This window comes from Streptomyces sp. NPDC055103, assembly GCF_053607625.1.
Genome location: NZ_JBSGTX010000037.1, coordinates 54,950 through 71,331, shown reverse-complemented (window position 1 = coordinate 71,331; position 16,382 = coordinate 54,950). Strand labels below are relative to the sequence as shown.

Below are 16,382 nucleotides of genomic sequence, written 5' to 3'. Positions count from 1 at the left end.
AAGTCGGCGCTGCTGGCCTGGCTCGTGCATCACGGCACGCAGAGCGGTACGGCGCCGGAGCGTGCCGTACATGCTGTCGTTCCCTCGGCGGGAAGGAGCTTGTGGGGCACCGTGTGGTCGCTTGCCGACCAGCTCGGCGTGGTGGCCCGGTCGCCGGCTGAGCTGGTGGAGGCCCTGGCCCGTGACCCGCGGCGCACGGTGATCGTGCTGCCTGATCTTCACGAGGCGGAGGTGGCCGATCTGGTCCTGGACCTGGCCCGTGTGGGGCATGCCCGGCTGATCGTGGAGTCCCGGACGACCAGCGGCGCGTATCAGCGTCTGGCCGGAGTTGGCTGTGCGGAGCTGGATCTGGACCTGGAGCAGTGGAGGGACGAGGAGCGTTTCCAGCAGTGGCGGGCGTCGCTGTCCGAGGAAAGGGGGGTCCCCGCGTCCTCGGGTCAGGGCGAGGGGATGGAGCTGTCCGACCCGGTAGCTGTCTGCCAGGCCGATCCGTGGATGGTCACCGCTGCCTACGAGAAGGACCAGGCCGGTGAGCACGGCGGGCTGCGGGCGGCGTGGCTGCGGGCGGGGCAGGCCTTGTGCAGGGAATCGTCTCCGGCGGCCCGGGCTTTGATCCTGCTCAGTGTTCTGGGCGACCGTGCGGACCCGCGACATGCCCCCGCCTTGCAGGGGTTGGCTGATGGTGCTGCTTGGGGTCTGGAGTGGTGTCGCGTCCGGGGGGATATGACACCGCCCTGGCCGGGGCCTGTCATCGCGCTGGCGACGGGCAGGGGTCCACTGGCCGGCTGCCTCCTGGTGGCCGGGGACGACTGCACTGTGCGGACGGTGCAGAGCGCGGATGCTGCGGCGCGTGGCCGCGTGTCCCTGTCGTGGGATCGGCCTGTGGCGTTGGCGGCTTCGTCGGACGGTACGGTGCTGTGCCTCGATGCGCACGGTCATCTCAAGCTGGAGTCGGCTTGGTCTGTGAGGCCGGAGGATTCAGGGATTGCGGGGCTCCTCGACGACAGTCCCACCAGTGCCCAGCGCCTGGCAGACATGCTGCGGGGGCAGCGGGGCACGAGCCTTGCCTATTCCGAGAGCGCCGGTCTGGGGACTGTGGCTTTGGGGGACGGCACGGGTGCGGTGCGGGCCTTCGGTGACATCACCGATTCGGTGTCCTTGCATGAGGGGGCGGTGACCGCTCTGGCTGCTCTCAGCCTCCCCATGGGAGACGAAGGCGCCATGGCGCCGCTCGTCTACAGCGGCGGGCAGGACGGCACTGTCCGGGCGTGGTCTCCTGGCAGCAAGCCCATGGCCGGAACGCTCATGCGGCGGTCGTGTCCGGTCGTGGCCATGGATGCCGTATGGACCGCGAGCGGGCCGACGGCTGTGGTGGCGTGGGCCGACGGGCTGGTGGAGTGGATCAACTGGGAAACCGGCACGCAGCAAACGTTCAGGCCGGGCCCTCCGGTTCGAGCAGTGGCCCTCGATACGGGTGGCCGGGTCTTCGTCGGCATGGACGAGGCTCTGACCTGCCTCGTCCTGAGCCAGTAGGCGTGTGGGCGGTCACTGCACGTCATGGTGACGGGCAGCTGACCGGTTTTGCAACGTCCCCACATCAGCAAAGTTGACGGCCGCTCAGTCGGCATGGAAAGTGGGGAGGTTGGCATGGGGACGGGGGTAACCGATGGGGATGACGCTGCCTGATGACCTGGTCGAGGTTCTCGACCTGGTGGGTGTCGACTGGCCGCAGATCGACGAGGACGAGGTCAAGGCCTCGGCAAAGGACTTCCGCAAACTGGCCGAGGGCATCCGCGACGCGGTCAAGGAGGGCAACGACGCCTGCTCTCACATCGTTGCCGGCAAGAGCAAGGGCGACACGGTCAAGGCCATCGACCGTCGCTGGGGCAAGCTCACCACGAGAGACCTGTCGACCTTCGCCAAGGGCTGTGACGATCTGGGCGGCGCACTCGATGACTGTGCCGACCTCATCGTCACCTGCAAGGTCGCGATCATCGCGAAACTGACCGCGACGGCGGCGACCGCCGCGGCGGGTGTCGTCGGCATGTTCTTCACCGCCGGCCTCAGCGGCCTACTGTCCGCGGCAGCCATCGCCGCCGCCCGGCTGATCATCCAGGAAGCCATCGACTACGCCATCGAGCAGATCACCTCGATCGTCACCGACAAGATCGAGGGCAAGATCCTCGCCGAGATCGAGAAGTTGTTCTCTGACCAGCTCGGCGGCGGTGGTACCTACGACGTGATGGCATCGGGCAGCACGGACATGGCGCAGGACCTTGTCATCGAGTTCGCCGAGTTCGAGCTGGCGGCGGGCGGCTACCAGAAGACGGCCACCAACTTCGATAAGAAGAAGGGTGAGTTCAAGGGCGGCGGAGCGAGCCGCAAGTCCTCGGTGAAGAAGGACAGCAGGTTCCACAAGCTCGCCACCGTCATGGACAAGGCCGAGGACGCAGTCGACAAGAAGGCCGACGAGATGGTCAAAACTCTCGAAGACCACGGCGGCAAGATCGACAAGAGCAAGGGCAGCCACAAGGACCACGACGACGACGTCAAGGACAAGCTCAAGAAGTGCGGCGACGATGACGACGCTGTCCCGATGTACCTCCTCAACGCTGATGGATCAGTCCAACGCCTCAGTCTCGACGGCGGCGTCGACCCGCTCACCGGAGACGACAAAACACGTCTGAGCAGCGTCCTCGATGGTGGCAAGGCCTGGGTGCCCACGACGGACAAGGAGAAGGCCGAGTGGCACACCCCTCAAGGGCATACGGGAAAGGTCAAGTCAGAGAAGGTCAGCGCCGACGGATACGACCTTGCTCAAGCCACGCAGGCCGCGCGCATCGCGCGCGATGACTACAAGGGTACGAACTATGCCGCCGGCCGGTACGTCGGACCCGACGGCAAAGAGTCCATCCTCGTTGGCTACAGCAACAAACAGGGTCACTCAGAGCGCATGCTGGGAAGGCCACTCCTCCACAAGGGTAGCCAAAACGGACTCGTGGAACTTTTCACGGAGCGAGAGCCCTGCAAAAAAAACCCGGAATGTGCCCGCTGGCTCGATGCTTATTTCCGCAAAGACCTGAAAGTCACACACGTGGCCGACTATTATAAAGAGGACGGAAAGACCACCAACTCCGAACACATCAAGTACCGCAACGAAGTGAAAAAGTCACACGGAAAATAGCGCATCGAGGCTGCTGGAAAATGAACTTCACCGTAACCCCTCAGAACGTGACCGACGTCTACGGACTGAACAGCGTCACCTACTTCCCGCACAGCGGCATCGCAGACCTCGACGCACGTACCGCTAGCTTTCTGAGCACCGTAGGGCTTCCCACGTCCGACGTGTTCACCTCCCGCATGGACATCGAAGACCCCTACGGCCCGGACGTCGATGCCATCACGCTCGGCAGCCGGTTCGACCACTACGGCCTGCAGTGCCCCATCGAGAGCCGAGCCTGGTGGAGCCTGGGATACCTGTTCACCTCGCTGCTCGCGCTCGACCCGAAGTCCGGCAAGATCTATGCCTTCCCTGAAGGCGCGGTTGACTACATCGAGCTCCACCGCGACATCGAGTCACTCGTCTTCGCTCTCATCGAACTCAGGAAGGTCGAGAACGACCACGAGAACGATGCCGACCCCGAGGAACTCGCCGCCCGGTTCCGCGAAGTCGTCGAAGCTTTCGACCCCACACCGTTCGAGGACGAGGAGTCCCAGTGGAACCTGTCCCTTGAGGAGCTTGAGCAGGGCATCTGGTAGATGCTTGCCTTTGCGAGTCTGCTGATGCGGAGGCTCGACCTGGCGGAGCGAACGCTTGACACCGTGGCGGCCGAGGAACCCTCGGTAGAGTGATCAGGCGGCGCGGGGCCGACTGCCTGGAGGGGCTCTGTGGGCCTGCGCGAGCTGATCACCGACGCCTGGAGCTGGCTGGACTACAAGCCGGCCATGGCCAACCCGCGTCGACCGGGCCGGAACGTCTGGGCGGACCTGACGTCGTCGTGGATTCCCGACGAGGACCTGCGCCGCCTCGCGGCCTACCGGCTGCTGGCCGCCTACGACTCCAACCAGGCCGGACAACTCGCCGCGCTGAGCGGGGACGACGAGAGTGGGACCGAACGCCGGGAGCTGGGCGACGCGTCGAAGATTGTCGACACCGCTCTCGGCTACCTCCTTGGCTCCGAGCAGACCATCAGCGTGATCGGGGCCGAGCACGCCGACGACGAGCCGTCTTCGGGCGCCGCCGTCGCCCGCGCCGTGCAGGAGCGGCTGCGGGCGTGGGCGGAGAAGGAACTGCTGCCCCTTCGCGTGCAGCAGATGGAGCGCAACGCGATCCTCCTGGGCGACGGGGTCTTCACCCTGGCCTGGGAGCCGAGGAAGGGCCGCGTCCTTCTGCGCACCTGGGATCCGGGCCTGTACTTCCCGGAGTGGCCGGAGGACGGCGAGCAGGACGGCGCCGAGTTCCCGATGCGCGTCCACCTGGCGTGGGAGCTGCCCGAGGACAAGCGGCGGGGCCTGAAGACCCGGGTGCGGCGCATCACCTACGAGCTCGCACCAATCGGCCCGGCCAGCCGTCCCACCACGGACAAGGGCGGAGGCGCGGTCCGCGAGTTCCTGTACGGCGAGGACGGGACGCCGGTCCTCGTCGTGGGTGACGAGCTCAACGCGGACAGCGGCGTCATCACCCGCACCTATCCGTGGGCGTCGAACCGGCCGAGCCCGTGGACGTGCTACCTCACGGACGCAGAGTGGGAGCTGGACGACCTCCACCACGCCGACCTGCTTTACGACCTGCCGCTGCACAAGGCGACCTACCGGGTCCGCTCGGATGGAGAGGTCCTTGACCGCCTCGACCTGCGCTGCGACTTCATCCCGCTGGTCCACATCACCAACTCCATCCCCACCAGCGGCGAACACTGGGGCAAGCCGACCATCGCCACCGTCCTCCAAGGTCTCGATGAGCTGTCGGCCACCGACACCGACAGCTCGGGGGCATCCGCGACGACTGGCTCCCCGATCATCGGCCTGTCCGGGGCACGCCTGCCCATCGACCGGGCCACCGGACAGCCGCTGCCGGTGAAGGTCCGTGCCGGAACGGTTTGGCAGCTCAACGACAACGGCAGCATGGACGTCCTCGATACCTCCGCGCAGCTCGCCGAACTCCGGTCCCGGGTCGACCACCTCATCGACCGCGTCGCCGCGAACTCCCGCCTCACCGCGGCCGGCCTCGGCACTCTCGACCCCACCGCCCTGCCCTCCGGCTACGCCCTCCAGCTAGCCCTGGGCCCACTGGACTCGCTGATCGCGGCCATGCGCCTGGCCCGCAACCATAAGTACGCGGTCCTGCTGCGGATGGTGCAGAGGCTCCACCAGGCCGGGCAGGCGGAAGGTTGGCCCGCAGGGGAGTCGCTGCCCGCCCGCCTCGTGTGGGGCCCCCACACGCCCACAGACCGCGCTGCTGTTCTAGATGAGGTGGTCAAGGGGGTTGGGGCCAGCGTGCTCTCCCTAGAGACTGGAGTGCGCATGCTCCAAGAAGCTGGTTACCCAATCGAAGACTCAAAGCAGGAGGTCGGACGAATCCAAGCGCGAGCTTTCGAGCCAGCTGCGCGGCTTGCCGATGCCACGGGTGACAACTCCGCCGTGCGCGCATACCTCGGCCTGCCTGACACTGGCGCTGAGCTGCCTGCCATTCCACTCATCGTTACGTCGGAGGCTAAGCGAGGGACGAAGTGACGACGCGGAGAGCCAGTGCGGCCGCAGCAGCGGCTGTGTCGGCGCTGACCCTTGCGTCGCCTTGGCGCTTGGCGCGCTCAGGCAGACCCCCTCGAGTGGGGGCGGGACTCTCGGTAGCTCTCCCGGTCGCTTGAACGGCGGCCACCATTGCTCACACGTGGCCACGCTAGCTATCACGTGTGGAGGTGGAGGAGTCCATGCGTGCCTGCTGTTGCTCTAGGGGTGGGGCGTCAGGGGTGCTGAGCGTTCGCGCGGGCCGGTTCCTGATGTGCTGTCTCAGGCGCTTTCGTAGCTCACTGACCGCGTGATGTCGTTGAACATAGACCTGATTGGTGGTGATGCCCAGAGCTTCTGCGATGTCGGAGTCCGACAAGCCGCTGGCCTGGAGGAGGACGACCTCGCGCTTTCTGGATGGGCGCATGCGTCGTATCTCGTCCCGTAGTACTTCTGCCGCCTCGTCGTCGGAGTCGTCCACGGCACGGTCCATGTGCGCGGGCACTACGCCGGGCGTCAAAGTTGCAATGGCCCCGTCTTCAGTAGTGCGAGACCTGTGGAGGCGGCGGTGCATGTCGATGGCGCGGTGCGCCGCAGACTTGAACAGGTAGGCAGTTGGATTCTCCAAGTGCTCCAGGCGGTCCCAATGGTTGTACGCCGTGATCATCACGTCTGCGACTACGTCCTCAGCGCCGAAGTGTCCCAGCCCAGGGAAACGGCTGTGCACGTATCCGATCAGCTTGGGAACTAGTTCGCTGTAGAGGTCCTGGAAGCGTGCTTGGGAGGCCGACTCGGTGTCTTCACCGTCGTCGACCTCCCAGTCGGTGATGCCGTCAGGCGTCACGGTTAGTGCTATCGCTCCTTGCAGCTTCCAGGCGTGGGTGGGCTTCGGACCTCTCTACGGCTCGCTTAATGCGCTTGCAGTACTCGATGGCGCGAAAGGCGAGGTGCGCTGCTGCCACCGTCACCACCCCAGCTTCGACCGTGCCGGCCGGGTGATCCCACGAGTTTCCGAAGAGCTGGACACCTTCGCAGGCGACCATGGTGATGACCCCGGTGACATACGCCGTGGTTTGCCTAGGTCCCAATACGTTCCCTTCCTTCAGGTCTGTTGCTCATGTGTGTGACCGCGGGCTCCCCGGCGCATGTGAGTCACCCGTGGTCACCAGGTCGATTCGATCGGATGCGGAGAGTCAGCGTCAAGGGGACGTCGCTCGTGCGAGCGAATCTCAGGCATGCCGAAGGCGCCTACCAGACATGTCTGGTAGGCGATCCGAGCCCCCGACGAGCGTCGGTGACTGAAGGCCTGGCCGCCGGGACTTCAACCGTTTGCGCCGGGTGACCGGCAGCCAGGCCGAGCAACAGACACAGAAGGTCCGTCGGCTAGACAACGAACGACAGTGCTCACTTCTTAATCACGGTCTCAAGATTTCTGCGCGTCCACGATGCTGACGGACAGTGACTTGCTAGGGCCCTCGACTCACCTTAGAGCTCTCAGTCTCTGGAGGTCGCGTCCGCTGTGAGAGCTGGGCCGGGGACCTCCGCCTGATCCAGATGTGATGATCTTGGTGTGGCTGGTGCGATGACGGCGTCGGAGCCGTCCTGGACAGCCCGGCTCTCCGGGCTGAGCCCGCGTGCCTTCGGGGGGCTGTTGACGGTGTGAGGGGCGAGGTGCCGACGCGGTCCGTAGCGGCCGGCCCTGGAGCCTTCCGCTGGAGGGCCGGGCACTGCTGGTCGCGGCGTACTGGCGAACGAACCGGACCATGCGGCAGCTCGCGCCGCTGTTCGGGTCTGGATGCGGCTGCGTCCCGGTGATATCTGTTGAGATCGCCAAGCGCAGCGAGGGGGATGGCGTGACGAGCCAGCATGACGGTCAGCCGGGGGGCGAAGAGCAGCGGGCACTGACAGTGCTGCCGCCTAGGCTCAGCATGCCGAGGATGGCGACGCCGAAGCAGACGGTCACTTTCCTGTACGACCCCGACGAATTCGAGGAGTTCGTGAAGGAATGGGTGCCGACGCAGGGGACGAAGTACGACCTCGTTGAACGGCAGGGAGGCGCAGGGGACCACGGCATTGACGTGGCGGGCTTCCTGACGCAGGCGAAGCTGGAGGGGGAATGGCACAACTACCAGTGCAAGCAGTACAAGCGGGACCTGTCCTGGACCACTGCGGCCCAGGAGATGCGGAAGATGTTCGTGGCTGCCGCGGTCGGCCACTTCACCGTCCCCACCCGCTACGTCTTCGTCGCTCTCACCTTCGCTGCCAGCCTGAAGCGCCTCATATCGAAGCCGTCCGAGTGCCGGGCAAAGTTCCTGGAGGAACTGTCTACGACGAAGGACAAGCTCGTGACCAAACTCGACGCTGACGAGCGCCGGAAGGTCGAGAGGCTGGCGGAAGGAACTGACTTCGGCATGTTCTCGTGCATCGATCTCGATCAGCTGCTCGAGGAGCACATGACCACGCCTCACTGGCTCGCGCGTTTCCCGCAGGCTCCGCCGACGAGCGGGCCGACGAAGCTGACTCCTCCCGAGCGGCCACGGCACGACGAGGCGCGGTATGTGCAGCGCCTCGTCGATGTCTACCGGGAGCGGTTCCCCGACAAGATCAACAGTTTGGATCAGGTCGACGACGTGGCCGAGGCCAAGGGGCACCTTCTGCGACAGCGGGTGGCCTTCTTCGCTGCCGAGTCCGTACGCGTGTTCGCGCGGGACTCGACCACGCCAGACTATTTTGACCAAGTTAAAGAGGATATATACACGATTGTTGTGGAGGAGGCGGAGCGAGCCCACCCGAACGGCTGGGAACGACACGCAGCCGTCACGATCTGCGCGGGCACCGTGGAAGTGACCGAGACGATCCTCAAGCCCTACGTGGGACCGGAGGTCCGCAAGGGGGTATGTCACCACCTGGCGAACGACAACCGCCTGATCTGGTGCCGGGAGGGAGAGCAGTGACCCCGCTCAACAGCCCACTCGAGGTTGGCGTGCGAGCCCTTGTCCTCCTGGCCGAGAGCCACCCCCGGCCCTTGGACCTCGCCCAGCTCGTCGCGCTGGACTACCTCGTACTCCACAGCGGAGAGTTCGACGGCCCGCGCAGCCTCCACCCCGACCTGCCGGCCCGGGAGGGCGAGCTCGGCAGGAAGCGAGAACTCCTCGAACAGGGTCTTCTCGTGCTGATCCGGGCCGGGCTGGCCGACATCGTCAGCAGCGAGGGCGGCCTCATGTACGCGGCCACCGAAACCGGCACCACCTTCATCGAAGTGCTGGAAGCCCCTTACGTCGCATCTCTGCGCGAACGCGCCGAGTGGGCCCTCCACCACTACGCCTCCCCGGCGCATGCCCGCAGTGTGACCCACCAGATCATCAACCGTGCCACAACAGGCTCCGCATCCGAAGGGGCTGGCCATGGCTGACCTGCGTCTGACACATCTCACCTACGCCTCCGCGACCAAGCCGCTCGCCACAGTGGACTTCGACCCGTCCCTCACCGTCATCTACGGCGCCTCGGACACCGGCAAATCGTTCGTCGCAGAGTCCATCGAGTACATGCTCGGCGGCAGCAAGCTCGACCTCGTCTCCGAAGCCAAGGGATACAGCCAGATCCTCCTCGGCCTCGAACTCGACGACGGTACCCCGCTCACCCTGCTTCGAGTCCCGGACAGCAACACCATCCACGTGCACTGGGCCGACCTGCGGGAACTGGTCACCCGCCCCTCCGACTTCGACGTCACGGCCAAGCACACCGCGCGCAGCAAGAACAGCCTCTCGCAGTTCCTCCTCGGCAACCTCGGATGGGACGACCTGCGCATCCGCACGAATGACGCAGGCGGCACCCGAGAGCTGCGCCTGAGCGACCTGGTGCATCTCTCGGTCGTCCCCGAGAACCGCATGGTCGACAAACGATCCCCAGTCCTGCACTCGTCCTCGACCAACGGGAAGACCGCGGCGGCCTCCGTCATGCGGCTGCTGCTGACCGGAGAAGGCGACGCCGAGGTCACCACCGGCATGAACGCCAGCCAGCGCCGCGTCAACAAAGGGCAGGTCAGCCTCCTCGACCGAATCATCATCGACCTGCAGAACAAGCTCAGCACCTCCGAGAACGTCCAGGAACTCCGCGACCGGCACCGGCGCCTGCAGACAACCATCGACGGCTATTCCCGCGCAGTCGAGACCATCACCCGACAGCACCTGAACTCCGTGGCCGAACGCATGTCGGTCACGGAGGAGCTGGCCGGGATAGAAGCGAGCCTGGCCGAGGTCGGCGACCTCATGTCCCGGTTCACCCTGCTGGAAAAGCAGTACCGCTCCGACATCGACCGGCTCTTCATGGTCACCGAGGCCGGCAACCTCCTGGGGTTCTTCAAGGTCGGCACTTGCGTCTTCTGCGGCGCCGAACCCGAACACCAGCACCCCGACCACAGCGATCGCGAGACGACCCAGCTGCATCTCGCAGTGGAGATCGAGATGGCCAAGACCACCTCTCTCCTCGATGACCTTCGGCCGACCATGCGCGACCTGCGCAGTCAGCTCGAAGAGCTCAGCAACCGCAGGGAGGAGCTGAAGACATCTGCTGCTCGCCTCGACGTGGACATCTCCGTCACCCGGGGACGGCTTGCCCCGCTGCGCGAGGACATGGACCAGCATCTTGAGGTCCGCTCAGCCATCGAACGCGATGTGGACCTTCACCAGCGCATCGAGGAACTGGAAGAACGCCGGTCGCAGCTGGACGGTGAAGCCGCAACGCCAGCCCACCGGCCCGCCGACTACATTCCGAACCGGGCACTCTCCGCCTTTGACCAGGTCCTTCAGCACACGCTGGAGGCGTGGAAGGTGCCCTCCGTCGAGTACGCGGAGTACGACCAGTACCAGATGGAGATCAGGGCAGGTAACCGACTGCGGGCCTCTCGGGGCAAGGGCGTCCGCTCCGTGCTGCACTCCGCATTCACCACGGCCCTGGCCCACTACTGCCGTGAGCACGACAGGCCGCACCCCGGGCTCGTCGTCCTCGACTCGCCCGTCGTCACCTACCGCGGCCCTCACAGCGACCCCCAGGGCGACGCCCCAGGTGACGACGTACCGATGACGTCGACCGTCGTCGATCACTTCTACCGGAACATGCTTACCTTCCCAGGGCAGGTGATCATCTTCGAGAACGGTGACCCGCCCCACGACGTCATCGCCCAAGCCCGCACCCACCGGTTCGGCCTGCAAGAAGGCGACCGTGCCGGCTTCTTCCCTTCAATGAGAGAGGCGGTCAGGTCCGTGAGCGGCTGAGGTCACGAGCTGCGAGCCATAGGAGTGGCGGCCATGATCCACTTCTCATAGCCCACGTGCCAGCGAAACACCTCGCCGATCGCCCTCGGCCGTCGAGGCAGCCCAGCAGGGCTGTGCTGTAAGCGACCCGACTGCCCTGCCCTCCGGCTACGCCCTTCAGCTCGCCCTGGGTTCGCTGGACTCGCTGGTCGGCGCCATGCGCCTGGCCCGCAACCACGAGCACACGGTCCTCCTGCGCATGGTTCAGCGGCTCCACCAGGCCGGGCACGCACAGGGATGGCCTGCGGGGGAGTCGTTGCCCGCGCGCCTTATGTGGGGCCCACACACCCCGACCGACCGTGCGGCCGTCCTCGACGAGGTCGTCAAGGACGTGGGCGGCGGCGTGCTGTCCGTCGAGACCGGCGTTCGGATGCTGATCGATGCGGGATATCCCATCGACGATGCCCAAGAGGAGATCGGCCGCATCCAGTCCCGCGCCTTCGACGCCGCTGCCAGCCTTGCCGATGCCACCGGCGACAACGCGGTCGTAAGGGCATACCTTGGGCTCCCGCAACCTCATGACAACGCCGTGCGAGTTCCGCTCCTGGCAGAGGAAGCTGACTAATGACCGACTGATTGAAGTACGCGGAAGTCGGGCGCGACCTCGGTGTCCTCATTCCGCCCAGAAGTGTCGGTGCCCTCTGCCAGGATCGCGGCATGAGACTGAATCCGGGCATCACCCTCGCCCACGCCGACGACGTGCTCAGGCGAGCGGAGACGACGTGGAGCAACGCGCGCGGGGCACAGGGCTACTACCGTGCTTACACCGATGCGGTCCACGACACGTACCCCGTGCTCAGGCAGACTTTCGCTGCCCCGGACCTCAGCGCCAGCATGCACTCCACGGCCTACTGGAACCTGCTGCCGATCGGTCGCGCTCACCTGGAGTCTGGTTTCACTACCGACCCCGACGTGGCGAAGAACCTGGTGCAATCCCAGCGGGCCCTGAATCATGCGCTCGCCACTGAGATTGACAACCAGATCAAGACGTTGGAGCGGGCGCGCGCCGAGCTTGAGGTGCTGAAGGACCTTGCTGCTCGGCCTGGCCTGCCAGTCGTCTATGACACCAACATGCTCAATCACTGGCGCCAGCCTGGCGACGTTCTATGGAGCGAAGTCCTCAAGGGGCAGGGCGAGATTGCCAAGCAGACACGACTGGTTGTTCCCTTGGTGGTGCTTGACGAGCTCGACCGGCAGAAGTATGGGCAAGGGGACCTCGCTAAGAAGGCCGCCACTGCCATCCGGTACCTCGAGCGCGTTCTCCGAGACAGTCAGCCCGGACAACCTGTACAGCTGCGCCAAGGCGCCACGCTAGAGGTATGGGTCGACACCGACGAGCGCGGCGGTGACGCTGACATGGCCATTCTGCGCTGCGCTGCCGACCTCGACGGCCTTCATCCAGACACCGGAGCCCGCGTGCTGACAGATGACATCGGCATGAAGATCCGGGCCCAGCAGCTGGGCCTGAAGGTGCTGCGCTTGCCTGAAGACCACCGCAAGAAGGGCACCGCCCTTGACCAGGGTCAGTCGCAGGAGGCGTAGAGGAGCCTGTCGTCCGTGAGGCAGGTCTACCGCTGTGACGAAGACCGATAGATCGCCCTAGTACGTTCGGTGGCCGGTGGCCGGTGGCCGGTGGCCGGTGGTCAGCAGGCGGCCTGACGGCTACCTTGATGCGCTCGGCCTGCGGGTTCGGCGAGCAGCGGGCGCAGTGGGCTGCTCAGTCATCGTCCAGAGGCTTCTGCACGTCGCCCCGGGTGAGGGTGGCAGTCTTCAGCGGGCCCATCTTGCTCGCGGTGGTCGCCGGCGGCAGTGCCCGCACGACCACGACGTACACCCGGACCCCTGGCAGTTCGAAGTACGGCGGCCAGGAGTCGGTCGGGCCGTCGCCGTCGACCACCAGGGTCCGGTCAGACGTGCGGTTGAAGACGACCAGATAGGCGACGTTCTTCCCGTAGTCGTGGGCGTACTCGTACACCTGTCGGACGCCCTTGGCGAGGTAGGCGATGCTCCCGGTGTACAGCTTGCCGTCCAGAACGATCGGGTCTTCGCCGCCGAGCTCACCGACCAGGTCGGGTTCCCCGGTCGTGGAGCGCGGTTTCGCGTGGGTCACGTAGTGGGCGTCCTGGAACAGGAACTTCTGCAGGTCGTCGTTGTACAGCTCCTCGCCGGTCGGGGTCCTCTCCAGGTACTGGGCGTTCAGACCGACGCGGTTGAACCGCTCGGTGAGGTAGACGTAGCGGCGCAGGGTGAGGACGACGCTGCTTCGGTACTGCAGCCGCTCGGCGAGCCACTCAAACAGTGGAGTGAATGCCTCATCAGCGAGTCGCCGAACCATGTCGTCGATGTTCCTGATGCCCGTCCGGCCGTAGATCCGGACGGCCAGGCCTTCCGCTTCGGCAGGCTGAAGGCCACGCAGCAGATTCCAGCTGAGCACGGCCCGGCCTTCCTCGGTCTCTGTCGGCCAGACCATTCCGACATCGGCCTCGCACTGGTCCAGCCACTCCTCCAGGGGCGGCGGCTCCTCCACGTGACGGGCTTCGGCGATGATCGCAGCGAGCAGCGGCTGCTTGCCGATCCAGTCGGCGGTGTACTTCACCTCGCGGCCCAAGTTCTGTCCTCGGGAGTTGACGATCTGGCGGTACCGCCTTGCGAGACTTTCCTGGAGGTCATCGAGCAGGCGCACGTGGTCTGTCCTTCCGCTGACTGTGACCTGCTGAGAATCGCAGATTCCGCCGACGAAAGGGCGGTGCGCACAGAACTGCACCCCCGGATACGTTCGGACGTCGGAACGCGGGGTCGACGGACGGGGCCCGGAATGATCGGCTTAGGCTCCCGATCATGGCTACTGTGTTCCCTGACCTGTCCACGCTGGTCGCTGAGCCTCACACGGCGTATGCCCTTCTCCGGGAGGCTGGGCCCGTGCACCGGATCACCGGGCCGGACGGTCTGCCCGTGTGGGTCGTCACCCGCTACGCCGACGTGCGGCAACTGCTGGCCGATCCACGGCTTTCCCTGGACAAGGCACGTCGACTTCCCGGCAACTACCGAGGCTTCTCGCTGCCTGCGGCCCTCGACGCCAACCTGCTGAACATGGACCCGCCCGACCACACCCGAATCAGGCGGTTGGTCACCAAAGCGTTCACGCCCGGCTGCGTGGAGGAGATGCGCCCGGACGTTCAGCTCCTGGCCGACCAGTTGCTCGACGCCGTGGCCGACCGGGGGCACGCCGACCTCGTCGCCGAGTTCGCCGCGCCGCTGCCGATCGCCGTCATCTGCGACCTGCTGGGCGTGCCGCAGGACTCACGTCGAGACTTCCGTGCCTGGACCGATGCACTGGTCGCCCCGGACCCCGAGGAGCCCGACGCGGCGAAGCGCGCCGTGGCCGCGATGATGGCGTACTTCCCGCAGCTGATCGCCGACAAGCGCGGCACGCCCGGCAACGATCTGCTGTCCGATCTGATCAACGTGCGCGACGACGGTGACCAACTCGCCCAGGATGAGCTGACGTCACTCGCGTTCCTCATCCTGTTCGCCGGGTACGAGAACACGGTGCAGCTGATTGGCACGGCCGTGCTGGCGCTACTGGACCACCCGGAGCAACTGGCCGCGCTACGTGACAACCCGGCCAAGGTCGAAGGCGCAGTTGAGGAGTTCGCCCGCTTCGACGGCCCGGCGCTGCTTGCCATCCGCCGCTTCCCGGTTGAAGACGTGGCAATCGGCGGGGTCACGATCCCGGCGGGGGAGACAGTCATGCTGTCGCTGGCCTCCGCCAACCGTGACCCCGACCGCTTCCCCGATCCTGACCGACTCGATGTGGACAGGCGAGACCGCGGGCATCTGGCGCTCGGTCACGGCATCCACTACTGCGTTGGCGCCCCTCTGGCACGGCTGGAAACACAGATCGCCGTTAGCACGCTGCTGCGCCGGTTCCCCAACCTGAAGCTGGCCGGGACTCGTGACGAGCTGCGGTGGCGGCCATCGATGCGAGCCCGCGGATTGGTCGCGCTGCCGGTGCGCTTCTGACTCGTCGTGTTCGATACGGCCCCATGGGGAAACGGCCCGGCCGGTTGATCGCTAGACTGCTCTGTGGCGTGGGGGCGCTGGAGACCTGTGGATGGTTCACGCATGAGACGCCCCTCGCTCCCCAACCCGCTCGCCCCGGTCGGGTACCGCCGTGACGGGCGGCCCATCTACCCGATCCTGGGCGCCTCGCCCGAGCACGACCCGAACAAGCCCGACGACGGCCCCGGAACCGGCGGCGTCACGCAGGACGACCTGTCGCGGCTGCTGGCCAGGGAGAAGACCCAGGGTGGCCGGGCCGCAGTGAAGAGGCTCCTCGACGGCCTCGGCTTCAACGATGCCGACTCGCTGACCGAGTTCATCACCAGCAAGCGGGACGCCGAGCAGGCCGCGCTCTCCGAGGTCGAGCGACGCGAGCAGGCCGCCGTTGAGAAGCTGCGGGAGGCCGAAGCCCGCGAGGCGCAGGCCATCACCCGGGAACGCGCTGCGGTTCGGCGCGCAGCCCTTGCCGGGCTCGGGGCCGCCAGCGACGACCTGGATGATGCGGTCCTGCTGATGGACCGCGCCCTGGATGGCCAGGACGACGCCGACGAGGACACCGTCGCTTCGGCCGCCGAGCTGTTGAAGGAGCGGCGCCCCGAGCTCTTTGGTGCTGCCCGGGAGACCGCCCCGCCCGCGCCGGGTGGCTCGCCCGCCGGCGGCCCGCCTCCGCGTGGCGCGACGCCGCCGAAGCCCGGCTCGGCAGGACTCGACATGGCTCGCCGACGCGGCTACATCACCGGCTGACCTTCTCCACTCCCACCGGCGGGACAAGGCCGGACCAGGGGACCACGCCCCTCCCGCTTCGTGGACGGCGCCACCAGCAGGTGAGCGCGCGGAATCCCGCCATCGCGTCCCTGGGAGGGCACCGTCATGCTTCAGCCGATCACGACGCAGCGCAGCGTCACGGCGAACATCGAGTGGCTCGGCGGCCGACACGGCACCGACGACACCGACACGATCACGCTCGACATCGCCAAGTTCACGTCCGGCACGCACTACGTGCCGTCGACCGACACGAGCCAGCCTTACTCGCTGTTCAAGTCCGGGGTGCCGGTCGGCAAGATCGCCGCCTCGGGCCTCTACGGCCCCTTCGACAAGGCGGCGGCCGACGGCCGGCAGATCCTCGCCGGGTTCGTCGTTGCCGAGACCTTGTTCGCGCCGGCGGCCACGAAGGTCCCGGCCGCGCTGCTGTGGCACGGCACCGTGCGCGCCGCGAAGGTCCCCGGCGGCTTCAACCCCGCCGACGCGGTCACGACCAACGCCCTGATCCGGTACGTGTAAGGA

General features: G+C 66.4%; 14 protein-coding genes and 2 pseudogenes. 14 read left to right on the top strand and 2 right to left on the bottom strand.

Going from position 1 to position 16,382, the window contains the following annotated elements; genetic code table 11:
• Nucleotides 1-111: 111 nt before the first annotated feature.
• From ACWFR1_RS23245 to ACWFR1_RS23225, 5 genes and pseudogenes are all read left to right on the top strand, one after another.
• Nucleotides 112-1,533, top strand: a complete 1,422-nt coding sequence (locus tag ACWFR1_RS23245; RefSeq protein WP_453554098.1) for a hypothetical protein — start codon at nt 112-114, stop codon at nt 1,531-1,533.
• A gap of 46 nt (nt 1,534-1,579) precedes the next feature.
• Nucleotides 1,580-1,663 (top strand): annotated as a pseudogene (locus ACWFR1_RS23240) (hypothetical protein); the annotation flags it as partial.
• 3 nt (nt 1,664-1,666) lie between these two features.
• Complete coding sequence (locus ACWFR1_RS23235) at nt 1,667-3,184, top strand: WXG100-like domain-containing protein (protein WP_453554096.1); 1,518 nt, start codon at nt 1,667-1,669, stop codon at nt 3,182-3,184.
• Between the two features lie 20 nt (nt 3,185-3,204).
• The gene (locus ACWFR1_RS23230; protein ID WP_453554094.1) at nt 3,205-3,759 is read left to right on the top strand and encodes an SUKH-4 family immunity protein; all 555 of its coding nucleotides are present in this window, start codon (nt 3,205-3,207) and stop codon (nt 3,757-3,759) included.
• A gap of 129 nt (nt 3,760-3,888) precedes the next feature.
• Complete coding sequence (locus ACWFR1_RS23225) at nt 3,889-5,730, top strand: hypothetical protein (RefSeq protein WP_453554092.1); 1,842 nt, start codon at nt 3,889-3,891, stop codon at nt 5,728-5,730.
• 166 nt (nt 5,731-5,896) lie between these two features.
• Here ACWFR1_RS23225 and ACWFR1_RS23220 read toward each other — a convergent pair whose 3' ends face one another.
• Complete coding sequence (locus tag ACWFR1_RS23220) at nt 5,897-6,568, bottom strand: RNA polymerase sigma factor (protein WP_453554090.1); 672 nt, start codon at nt 6,566-6,568, stop codon at nt 5,897-5,899.
• A 726-nt stretch (nt 6,569-7,294) separates the two neighbouring features.
• Between ACWFR1_RS23220 and ACWFR1_RS23215 the strand changes: the two are divergent.
• The 6 genes and pseudogenes from ACWFR1_RS23215 to ACWFR1_RS23190 all read left to right on the top strand — a co-directional run.
• Nucleotides 7,295-7,514: pseudogene (locus tag ACWFR1_RS23215) on the top strand (transposase family protein); the annotation flags it as partial.
• Nucleotides 7,488-8,678, top strand: a complete 1,191-nt coding sequence (locus tag ACWFR1_RS23210) for an ABC-three component system protein (protein WP_453554108.1) — start codon at nt 7,488-7,490, stop codon at nt 8,676-8,678. The pseudogene ACWFR1_RS23215 and the gene ACWFR1_RS23210, both read left to right, overlap by 27 nt.
• Nucleotides 8,679-8,707: 29 nt before the next feature.
• Nucleotides 8,708-9,136, top strand: a complete 429-nt coding sequence (locus ACWFR1_RS23205) for an ABC-three component system middle component 2 (protein ID WP_453554088.1) — start codon at nt 8,708-8,710, stop codon at nt 9,134-9,136.
• Nucleotides 9,129-10,997, top strand: coding sequence for a hypothetical protein (locus ACWFR1_RS23200; protein ID WP_453554086.1), 1,869 nt, complete (start codon nt 9,129-9,131; stop codon nt 10,995-10,997). The genes ACWFR1_RS23205 and ACWFR1_RS23200 overlap by 8 nt, the downstream gene beginning before the upstream one ends.
• A gap of 196 nt (nt 10,998-11,193) precedes the next feature.
• Nucleotides 11,194-11,601: a hypothetical protein gene (locus tag ACWFR1_RS23195; protein ID WP_453554084.1), complete on the top strand. Its 408-nt coding sequence runs from the start codon at nt 11,194-11,196 to the stop codon at nt 11,599-11,601.
• A 92-nt stretch (nt 11,602-11,693) separates the two neighbouring features.
• Nucleotides 11,694-12,578, top strand: coding sequence for a PIN domain-containing protein (locus ACWFR1_RS23190; RefSeq protein WP_453554082.1), 885 nt, complete (start codon nt 11,694-11,696; stop codon nt 12,576-12,578).
• A 175-nt stretch (nt 12,579-12,753) separates the two neighbouring features.
• On the opposite strand, the gene ACWFR1_RS23185 is transcribed toward ACWFR1_RS23190, so the two are convergent.
• Nucleotides 12,754-13,719: a hypothetical protein gene (locus ACWFR1_RS23185; protein ID WP_453554080.1), complete on the bottom strand. Its 966-nt coding sequence runs from the start codon at nt 13,717-13,719 to the stop codon at nt 12,754-12,756.
• A 155-nt stretch (nt 13,720-13,874) separates the two neighbouring features.
• On the opposite strand from ACWFR1_RS23185, the gene ACWFR1_RS23180 reads away from it, so the two are divergent.
• The 3 genes from ACWFR1_RS23180 to ACWFR1_RS23170 all read left to right on the top strand — a co-directional run bounded on the left by ACWFR1_RS23180 (nt 13,875) and on the right by ACWFR1_RS23170 (nt 16,379).
• Nucleotides 13,875-15,059, top strand: coding sequence for a cytochrome P450 family protein (locus tag ACWFR1_RS23180; RefSeq protein WP_453554078.1), 1,185 nt, complete (start codon nt 13,875-13,877; stop codon nt 15,057-15,059).
• 102 nt (nt 15,060-15,161) lie between these two features.
• The gene (locus ACWFR1_RS23175) at nt 15,162-15,842 is read left to right on the top strand and encodes a hypothetical protein (protein WP_453554076.1); all 681 of its coding nucleotides are present in this window, start codon (nt 15,162-15,164) and stop codon (nt 15,840-15,842) included.
• A 126-nt stretch (nt 15,843-15,968) separates the two neighbouring features.
• Nucleotides 15,969-16,379, top strand: a complete 411-nt coding sequence (locus ACWFR1_RS23170) for a head decoration protein (RefSeq protein ID WP_453554074.1) — start codon at nt 15,969-15,971, stop codon at nt 16,377-16,379.
• Nucleotides 16,380-16,382 lie beyond the last annotated feature (3 nt).

Coding starts and splice junctions, on each gene's coding strand:
- ACWFR1_RS23180 (WP_453554078.1), top strand. CDS start 13,875: ATGGCTACTGTGTTCCCTGACCTGTCCACGCTGGTCGCTGAGCCTCAC.
- ACWFR1_RS23190 (WP_453554082.1), top strand. CDS start 11,694: ATGAGACTGAATCCGGGCATCACCCTCGCCCACGCCGACGACGTGCTC.
- ACWFR1_RS23235 (WP_453554096.1), top strand. CDS start 1,667: ATGGGGATGACGCTGCCTGATGACCTGGTCGAGGTTCTCGACCTGGTG.
- ACWFR1_RS23200 (WP_453554086.1), top strand. CDS start 9,129: ATGGCTGACCTGCGTCTGACACATCTCACCTACGCCTCCGCGACCAAG.
- ACWFR1_RS23175 (WP_453554076.1), top strand. CDS start 15,162: ATGAGACGCCCCTCGCTCCCCAACCCGCTCGCCCCGGTCGGGTACCGC.
- ACWFR1_RS23210 (WP_453554108.1), top strand. CDS start 7,488: ATGCGGCAGCTCGCGCCGCTGTTCGGGTCTGGATGCGGCTGCGTCCCG.
- ACWFR1_RS23230 (WP_453554094.1), top strand. CDS start 3,205: ATGAACTTCACCGTAACCCCTCAGAACGTGACCGACGTCTACGGACTG.
- ACWFR1_RS23170 (WP_453554074.1), top strand. CDS start 15,969: ATGCTTCAGCCGATCACGACGCAGCGCAGCGTCACGGCGAACATCGAG.
- ACWFR1_RS23195 (WP_453554084.1), top strand. CDS start 11,194: ATGCGCCTGGCCCGCAACCACGAGCACACGGTCCTCCTGCGCATGGTT.